Annotated in this window: 3 protein-coding genes; 2 read left to right on the plus strand and 1 reads right to left on the minus strand. The window is 30.4% G+C overall.

Annotated features, from left to right (window positions below; genetic code table 11):
* Positions 1 to 377: 377 nt before the first annotated feature.
* Positions 378 to 3311, minus strand: coding sequence for a penicillin-binding protein 1A (locus tag BUB51_RS12000; protein WP_073198017.1), 2934 nt, complete (start codon positions 3309 to 3311; stop codon positions 378 to 380).
* Between the two features lie 136 nt (positions 3312 to 3447).
* Here BUB51_RS12000 and yunB point away from each other — a divergent pair, with 136 nt between their 5' ends.
* Both yunB and hflX read left to right on the plus strand, forming a co-directional pair.
* Positions 3448 to 4104, plus strand: a complete 657-nt coding sequence (gene yunB / locus BUB51_RS12005) for a sporulation protein YunB (protein WP_073198019.1) — start codon at positions 3448 to 3450, stop codon at positions 4102 to 4104.
* Positions 4105 to 4175: 71 nt separating this feature from the next.
* Positions 4176 to 5405, plus strand: a complete 1230-nt coding sequence (gene hflX / locus BUB51_RS12010; RefSeq protein WP_073198021.1) for a GTPase HflX — start codon at positions 4176 to 4178, stop codon at positions 5403 to 5405.
* Positions 5406 to 5532 lie beyond the last annotated feature (127 nt).

Consider the following 5532-nt stretch of genomic DNA (forward strand, 5'->3'; position numbering starts at 1 on the left):
TGCTGACTTCTCAAGGTTCAGCTATACATCACTGCATAGGTTGTCATTTTGAAATTCATCTAAATGACGTACCCTTGAGACCTCCCGGGGTAAGCGTAACCACTTTCCTCCCATATATCCGCCACATTTACTGCATAAACCTTCGGACCGTTTTGGGCTTTGTTTTGTTTTGCAAACTCACCCGATTTATACAGCCTCGAATGTGGTTCGTGTACCTCGGACCAGGATTTTGCCTCCGGCTTCCTTCAGATTCCACCTCACGATGGACACCCTTGCCTTTAGCTAGTGGTTGGTACGGTCAACCCCCACAGTGGACTTTCACCACCTAGTTGTTACGCATGCCCGGCACACAAAAATAAAGAGGCTTTTTAGCCTCTTTATTCATTATCAGTGTCTTCACTATTATTTTCTTGTGGTTGTATATTTTCTTGGTCGTCCTCATGTTTATTTTTGTCTGGATTTTGTTCAGTATTATTGAAAAACCATTTATTCAGCCAATCATTAAAGTTATTTTTTTGACTGTGAACATCACATACTTCTGTTGGAAGCGTATATTGATAATCTGCTGGAATATATCCATTATTTTCTTCTGGTATATATGGAGTTTTTCTTTTTATAAATACTCTTTTTTCAACTAATTCTGGAGGACAGAATTTATTTGCTAGTTTATTAGTACTTGTATCGATTAATGCTTCTACATGAACATCACAAAATTCTGTCGGTTCTGTTCCTTTTATAAATATTTCTGACCTAACAGTACTTCCTCGTGGATCTCTTTTGCATAAATCTGTTGCTAGTTTGCCAGATTCTGTACAAATTTCTCTAACAACAAGTCCTTGAGGTTTAACAAAATTTTTAGGTTTAAACCCAGTATGGATTTCTTTCATAATATTTTTCCATAAGATAGAAGCTAATTTACTACCTTGTGATAGTTTTATTCCTGGATTATCATTACCTATCCAAACACCACCAATATAATATGGGGTATATCCGATAAACCAAGCATCTGCTTTATTTTGTGTCGTACCAGTTTTCCCTGCAACCGGTATTGTTGTATTATATTGATAAAGTTGAGCTCTCCAACCAGTACCCCTTGTTACAACCCCTTTTAGAATATCAGTCATAAGATAAGCCACTTGAGGCGTAACAACTCTATTTTTAAGAGTTTTATTTTCGTATAAAACATTACCATCTCTGTCAACAATTTTGGTAAAGGTAATTGGTTCAATATAAATGCCTTGATTAGCAATTGCAGCATAAGCTTTAGTCATGTCCAATGGTGTAAATCCTTTTGATAATCCTCCAAGAGCAAGTGCAGCTAAATTTTCATCGTTTACTCTTCTATTTTCACTCCTTGATACGAAATTATCTTTACTTGGGTCATTTTCATTAATTATGCCTAATCTAGTTAAATATTCAATTGAAGTGTCAATACCTATATCTTCTAATACTTTTACTGCTATAACATTCATCGATTGCTCAACAGCTTCTCTCAAAGTAGTTAAACCTAAAAATTTTCTATTCCAGTTTTTAGGCCATAATCTGCCTTTGCTATCGTAATGAGGGATATCATCGATTACTGTAGCTGCAGTATAACCATTATCTAAAGCTGGTAAATAAACTGCTATCGGCTTTATAGCAGAACCGGGTTGTCTCTGCGAATGAACTGCTCTGTTGAGGACTTTATTACCTTTAACATTTCTTCCACCAACTAGAGCCTTTATCTCGCCTGTTCTATAATCCATAATTACTACAGCGGATTGTGGTTGTACAACGCCCGTTTTATTAATATAGAAATACTTTGGATTAATCAAAAGATTTTTATTTCCATCGACTTTATAAAAATCTTTATTTTTATTTAAGAAATTACTTTTAATAACTAACCTTTTGCTCTTGTCTATATAATAGTTATCTTTTGAAATATTAAGAGAACCTACAGTATGTGTAACAAGATTCTTGTTGTTATCAATAGTATAATAATCTATTATATCTATAGTTTTTGGATATATATTTAGTTTTTTGTTTTTTATTAATAAATCGCCATTAGAAAAATTATAGGTTCCATTTTCAATAATTAAATTGTAATTGCTATCTAATAGATTTTCTTTTTTATAAAGTATAATTTTTTTATAACTATCTAGAACATTTCCATATTTATCTTTTGACCAGCTTATTAATACAGGTCCACTAGTTTTAGACGTATTTCCTAATATGACATTAACAAAATTATCATAAATTTTTTCGACTTTGTGCTGCATATTAATGTCCATAGTGGAGTATATTTTCAAACCACCAGTATATAATTCCCTTTTGGCTTCTTCTTTCGTATATCCTAATTTATTTACCAAAGTATCTAAAACTTGTTCTTTTACATAATCAGTAAAGTATGAAGAAATACCTTTTATCTTTTTCTGCCCTGGTTTTATGGCTTTTTTTATGTCCTCATTAAGCGCTTTTTGATATTCTTCTTCAGTAATATAGTTTTGTTCTCTCATTAATTTTAGTACCAATCTCTGTCTTTCAAGAGCCTTATTGTTGAAGACAGCGGTATATTTTGTTCCATATATATCGTATTCTCCAATAATATAGTATTTATCTTTATCAACATTTTCAGATTTTAACAGTATATATGGAGAATATATTGTCGGGCTCTTTGGTATTCCAGCTAGTAGCGCACTTTCTGCTATAGTTAATTCATTAACATTTTTTGAAAAATATGTTTGAGCAGCCTCTTGGATTCCAAAAGCGCCTTTACCTAGGTCGACAGTATTAAGGTATAGCTTTAAAATTTGATCTTTTGTTAGATGCCTTTCAATTTGTATTGCTATATAAGCTTCTTTAATTTTTCTAGTAATCTTTTTTTCACGATTTAAATATATATTTCTTGCAAGCTGTTGAGTTATTGTACTTCCGCCTTGTACGAGTTTTCCTGCTTTTATGTCTTCAATTAAAGCACCAATTATTCTTTTAAAATCTATTCCTATATGTTTTCTAAATCTTGTATCCTCTATGGCAATAAAAGCATTCTCTAGATAATCTGGAATTTCATCAAGGTCTTCTATTATCGTTCTATATTCTTGAGTTTCAATTTTTTCAATTAGGTTTCCATTCTTATCTAAAATTACTGAATTTTCGCTTAACATAGAATCAATTTTTGTTGGGTCAATTTTTGGGGTATTTTTAATAACTGCAAATACAAGGCCTCCAACAGAACCAACAATAATAAATGTTACCATTAATAAGACAATTAATATGAATTTTAGTATACTTATTTTTTTCTTCTTTTTGGATTTTTTCTTGTTTTCCGTCATAATATTACCTCCTTTAAAATGAGGGCACCAACATCAAAGTTAATTATAACATATAAACATAAGTTTGTTAAATCAGGGGAGAACATAGGTACTGTTTTACCTTTTCTGCATATAATATATAGGAGGGGTGTTTATTTTGAAACAAGCTAGGAGTAAAAAAAGAAAAACATTTATTATACTAGTTGTAATATTAGTTTTAATAGTTTATGGATTTATTATAATAGATAGAAATATTAAACCAACTGTTTTAGCTATTTGTGAAGCTAAAGCAAGAATGATAGCAACGCAGGCAATAAATGATGCAGTGAGAGCAAAAATAAACGAGGATATTAATTATAATGATTTAATTTTTGTAAAATATGATAATCAAGGTAAAATTACAATGATGCAAGCTAATACAGTTTTAATGAATAGTATCGCTTCTGAAGTAGCGTTAGAGGTTCAAGAAAACATGAGACAAATAGCAGCAAGTAATATAAAAATTCCTTTAGGTAATGCACTTAACAGTCAAATATTATCTCAATGGGGGCCAAAAATAAATATCAATATAGTACCACAAGGTACAGTGACTGTGGATTTTACAACAGAATTTGAGGAATCGGGGATAAATCAGACTAGGCATAAAGTTTTCTTAACAATAAAGACTAATGTAAGAATTATCGTTCCTTTGACTTCAGATATAATACAAGTATCAACTAATGTTCCAATAGCTGAAACGGTTATAGTAGGAGATGTACCTCAATACTATATTAAAGTACCAGAGAATGAAATACTTAATGTTATACCTGATTAAATATGTATGGAAATAAACTTTAAATTGATATATTATATTAATAGCAAAGATATAAATGCAGAGGTGAATGTATGGTAATTTATAATAATATACCAGAAGATGAAAGAGTTTTATTGGTAGGGGTAGATTTACAGAAAAAATCACAGATTAGTATAGAAAGCTCAATGAAAGAGCTAGAGGAATTAGTAAAAGCTGCTGGAGGAATACCAATTTCAAGTATTGTTCAAAAGAGAAACAAAATAGATTCTTCTTATTTTATAGGTAAAGGTAAAGTTGAAGAAATTAGATTATATTGTGATGAGTTAGATATAGATACTGTCGTTTTTAATGACGAATTGTCTGGTATGCAAATTAGAAATATTGAAAATATAGTAGAAAGAAAGATTATTGATAGAACTACATTAATATTAGATATTTTTGCAAATAGAGCTACAACTAAAGAAGGAAAATTACAAGTTGAATTAGCACAATTAAAGTACAGGCTACCTAGATTGATAGGATTAGGTAAGTCTTTATCAAGAACAGGTGCGGGTATTGGAACTAGAGGCCCTGGGGAGAAAAAATTGGAGATTGATAGAAGACATATATTGAGAAGAATCTCAGAAATTGAGAGGCAATTACAAGAAGTAAAAAAAGTTAGAGAAGTCAAGAGAAAACGTAGAGATAAATCCTCACTGCCAATCGTTGCTTTAATTGGGTATACAAATGCAGGGAAATCTACGTTATTAAATACTATTTTAAATATTTGTGGTGAAGATTTTGAGAATAAAGAAGTATTTGCATATGATATGCTTTTTGCTACATTAGAGACAACATTAAGAAAAGCAAAATTACCTAATGGGCATGATTTTTTAATAACAGATACGGTCGGTTTTGTAAGTAAGTTGCCAACTCATTTAATTGAAGCATTTAAAGGTACCTTGGAAGAAATAAAATATGCAGATTTATTACTTCATGTAGTCGATTGTACTAATAAAGATTTGGATATACAGATTAAAACGACATTAGATGTTATTAAAGATTTAAAGGTTTCTGACAAGTCTATTATAACCGTCTTTAATAAAGTAGATAAAATTAAAGAAGAAGATTTGATATATAATATTAGCGGTCCTAAATTATTTATATCTGCGAAAGAAGGTAAAAATATCGATAAATTATCAGAGATTTCGCATCAAATTTCCAGTAAAAAATTTGTTTTTACTAAAATTTTATTTTTTAACATTTACTTGAATAACTGGGAAGCCTGTAGACCGATAGGTCTTAAAAATAGTTACACCTCCCCCTACCCCAAGAAATTTTAATAATCAATTTCCAGTTTTATTTTAAATTATGTTTTTTCAAATATTGGATTTATCCAATCAGCTTCTATAGTAAATCTTTCATCTCTTATATCTTCAATAATATCTATCTGCAACATTCTTTTCTTTC

It is taken from the genome of Caloranaerobacter azorensis DSM 13643 (assembly GCF_900129995.1).
Classification (GTDB): domain Bacteria; phylum Bacillota; class Clostridia; order Tissierellales; family Thermohalobacteraceae; genus Caloranaerobacter; species Caloranaerobacter azorensis.